The 3,516-nt window shown below is 74.3% G+C and carries 3 protein-coding genes; 1 reads left to right on the top strand and 2 read right to left on the bottom strand.

All coding sequences use genetic code 11. The features are described 5' to 3' along the window. Positions 1–161 precede the first annotated feature (161 nt). On the top strand, positions 162–848 hold the full coding sequence (locus AB0E96_RS39630) for a class F sortase (protein WP_359831493.1): 687 nt from the start codon (positions 162–164) through the stop codon (positions 846–848). 134 nt (positions 849–982) lie between these two features. On the opposite strand, the gene AB0E96_RS39625 is transcribed toward AB0E96_RS39630, so the two are convergent. Both AB0E96_RS39625 and AB0E96_RS39620 read right to left on the bottom strand, forming a co-directional pair. After that, entirely contained in the window at positions 983–2,017 is a 1,035-nt protein-coding gene (locus AB0E96_RS39625) for a methyltransferase (RefSeq protein ID WP_359831491.1), read from the bottom strand. 109 nt (positions 2,018–2,126) lie between these two features. Continuing rightward, complete coding sequence (locus AB0E96_RS39620; RefSeq protein ID WP_359831489.1) at positions 2,127–3,209, bottom strand: right-handed parallel beta-helix repeat-containing protein; 1,083 nt, start codon at positions 3,207–3,209, stop codon at positions 2,127–2,129. Positions 3,210–3,516: the final 307 nt, after the last annotated feature.

Genomic DNA, 3,516 nt, shown 5'->3' with positions numbered 1-3,516 from the left:
GGGGCGGGCGCGTACGCCCTGCGCCGCGGCCGCCGGGCCTCCGGCGCGGTCGCCTGACACGCCGGGCACCCTGCTTCCGCCGCCCCCGGGCGCCTCTCCCCGCGGGGCGGGCGCACCGGGGGCGGCGGGCCGTCACGGAACCGGTCGAGCGGAGGACAGGAATGGCGGGCGGTCCCACCCCCGGAATGCCCCGGCTGCTGCGCGCCGGGATGGGCGCGGCAGCGGTCGGGCTGCTGATGATCTACAACTCGGTGGACACCGGGTCGGACACGGACGCGGAGGACGGCCGGCCCGCTCCTCCGGCGGCCGCCGCACCGGCCGTCCCCGGACCGTCGGGCGCGGACGGCGGCTCCCCGGCCGCCGAATTGCGGACGCCGGCGCTCGGGCGCGCCAAGCCGACCCGGCTGCGGATCCCGCAGATCGGAGTCGACGCGCCGTTCACCGAACTGGGCCTCGGCCCGACCGGCCAGCTCGACGCGCCGCCACCGGACGACAAGAACCTGGTCGGCTGGTACCGGGACGGCGCCGCCCCCGGCGAGCGCGGCAGCGCGGTCCTCGCCGGGCACGTGGACACCGCCAAGGGCCCGGCGGTCTTCCTGCTGCTGAGCTTCCTGCTGCCGGGCAACAAGGTCGAGGTGAGCCGCGCGGACGGGACCGTCGCGGTGTTCTCGGTGGACTCGGTGGAGACCTTCGCCAAGAACGCCTTCCCCGACGCGAAGGTGTACGGCAGGACCCCGGACGCCCAACTCCGGCTGATCACCTGCGGCGGCACGTACGACAAGAAGCGGCGGGACTACCTGGACAACGTCGTGGTCTTCGCCCACCTGGAGTCCTCGCACCCGGGCTGACCCGAACCGACCCGACCCGGCTCGGGCCGGGCGGGGCGGGGCGGGGCGGGGCGGTTCGGGTCGGTTCGGGGCGGGTGCACGACCGCCGGCCCCTGGAAGCCAGGGGCCGGCGGTCGTCGTGCGGCGGGGCCGGGTCAGCCGGTCACGACGGCCTCGAAGGCGTGCAGGTAGGGGTTGACCGGGCGGACCGAGGTGACCGTCAGTCCGGCCTCCGCCATCAGCCCGACCATGGACTCCTCGGAGTGCTTGGCGCCGCCCACGTTGAGCATCAGCATCAGGTCCATCGCGGTGGTGAAGCGCATCGAGGGGCTGTTGTCGACCAGGTTCTCCACCACGACGACGCGGGCGCCGGAGCCGGCCGCCTTGACCACGTTGGTGAGGGTGCGGCGGGTGCTGTCGTCGTCCCATTCCAGGATGTTCTTGATGATGTAGAGGTCCGCGCGGACCGGGATCTCCACCCGGCAGTCGCCCGGGACCAGCCGGGCCCGGGCGGAGAAGGCCCCGCCGTCCTGGAGCCGGGGGTCGGCGCCGGCCACCACCTTGGGCAGGTCGAGCAGGGTCCCGTGCAGCGCCGGGTGCTTCTCCAGCAGGCTGGCCAGCACGTGGCCCTGGCCGCCGCCGATGTCCGCCACCGAGTCGATGCCGGTGAGGTCCAGGTACTCGGCGAAGTCCTCGGCGGACTGCCGGCTGGAGGTGGTCATCGCCTTGTCGAAGACCTTGGCGGAGTCTCCCGCGTCGTTGTGCAGGTAGTCGAAGAACTCCTTGCCGAACAGGTCGGGGAAGACGTTGCGGCCGGAGCGGACCGCCTCGTCCAGCTTCGGCCAGGCCTCCCAGGTCCACGGCTCGGTGCACCAGAGGGAGATGTAGCGCAGCGAGTTGGGGGCGTCCTCGCGCAGCAGCCGGGACATCTCGGTGTGCTCGAAACGGTCGTCGCCGGTCTCCGCGAAGATCCCGTAGCAGGCGAGCGCGCGCAGCAGCCGGCGCAGCTGGCGGGGCTCGGTGTCGAGTGCGGCGGCGAGGTCGGTCGCGGTGGTCGGGGTGTCGCCGAGCACGTCGGCGACACCGAGCCGGGCCGCCGCGCGGACGGCGGCGGCGCAGGCGGCACCGAAGACGAGCTCGCGCAGGCGCATCGCGGCCTGGGGGCTGGTGTGGGCGGGTGCGGTGGTCATGGCTGGGTTCCTCGGGTGCTTGGGCGTTCCTGGGGCGGCGGGCGGCGGGCATCGAGCGGCGGCGAGGGGCGGCGGGCATCGGGCAGCGGGCATCTGGCGGTGCCGGGGCTCAGCAGCGCCCGGCCGGCTCGGAGCGGTCGCAGGTGTTGCCCGCGAAGGTGTTGTCGGTACCGGAGTCGCGGTCCGCGAGGTCGGCCGGACCGTTGCCGCTCAGCGTGTTGTCGGTGATCACGGCCCGGGCGTTGGAGACGCCGACGACGCTCTTGAAGAGGACGATGCCGCCGGAGAAGTCCGAGGTGCCCGTGTTGTCGCGCACCTCGTTGCCGGTCACCCGGGCGTCCTCGGTACCGGTGAGCACGATGCCGGCGCCCTGGATGGCGCCCAGCCGGGGGTTGGCCGGGCAGAACTTGTTGTTGCCGACGACGGAGTTGCGCCGGACGTCGAGGTCCCCGGCCCGGGGCACGCCCTCGTCGCCGACCACGAAGACGCCCGCGCAGTTGCCGCTGATCCCGTTGTCCTGGACGGCCAGCCCGCGCAGCCGGCGGACGGTGACGCCGACCCGGTTGCCGGTCAGTTCGTTGCCCTCGACCACGGTGCCGCCGGTGTCGGGCGAACCGCCCTCGCGGTAGGCGTAGTTGGCGAGGAAGACGCCGGACTGGCCGTTGTCGGTCGAGCGGTTGCGGCGGATGGTGGCCCGGGTGGACATCTCCTGGCTGATGCCCTGCTGGGCGTTGTCGTGCACGTAGGTGCCGCTGACGGTCAGGCCCGTGGTGCCGCTGGCGTCGATGCCGTTCTTTCGGAAGCCGGTGACGGCGAGGCTCTCGATGGCGACGCCGGCCAGCGGCTGTTCCTCGGTGCCGACCACGCAGATGCCGTGCCCGGCGGTGGCACAGGCGTTCTCGGTGCCGTCCCCGGGCGTGATCACGCTGTCCGGGCCGGCGCCGTGCAGGGTGAGGCCGGGGGTGGTGATCCGGACGCTGCCCCGGTAGGTGCCGGGGAGGAGTTGGATGGTGTCGCCGGGCCGGGCGGCGTCGACGGCCTGCTGGATCGATTCTCCGGGCCGGACGTAGTGCAGCGGGAGTCCGCCGTCGGCACGGGCCGCGGGGGCGGCGGCGAGCGCGGTGAAGGCGGTGGTCAGGGCGGTGGCGGCGGCGGTGGCCGCGGCGAGGTGGTGGACCCGTCGCGTGGGCATGAGTGGTGACCTGTTTCTTTCGGCGCGCGCGGTGTTCGTGCTGGTGTCGTGGTCTCCCGCACGGTCCGGCGGAGTGGGCTGACGCGCTGTGCGCGGGCGGTGGCGGCCGGTGGGGTGCGGCCGTGTCGACGGTATGGGCGGCCGGGTGGGCCCGCCACCAGGGCTGGGCTGCGGGGCTGACGGGGCGTCGACCGGAGGTGGGACGGCCCGGCGTGGCGGGGCTCGGCGCGGCGGGGTGGGGCTCGACGCGACGCGGTGGGGTGGGGTGGGATACGGGTCCGCCCACTCCATGAGCGCCTGGATCCAA

The sequence above is a fragment of the Kitasatospora sp. NPDC036755 genome (genome assembly GCF_040636595.1).
GTDB lineage: Bacteria > Actinomycetota > Actinomycetes > Streptomycetales > Streptomycetaceae > Kitasatospora.
The sequence above is the reverse complement of the archived record's forward strand: the minus strand, read 5'-3'. Positions and strand labels throughout refer to the sequence as shown.

Excerpts from the sequence above, each read along its gene's own strand:
- AB0E96_RS39630 (WP_359831493.1), top strand. The coding sequence starts at position 162 with ATGGCGGGCGGTCCCACCCCCGGAATGCCCCGGCTGCTGCGCGCCGGG.
- AB0E96_RS39625 (WP_359831491.1), bottom strand. The coding sequence starts at position 2,017 with ATGACCACCGCACCCGCCCACACCAGCCCCCAGGCCGCGATGCGCCTG.
- AB0E96_RS39620 (WP_359831489.1), bottom strand. The coding sequence starts at position 3,209 with ATGCCCACGCGACGGGTCCACCACCTCGCCGCGGCCACCGCCGCCGCC.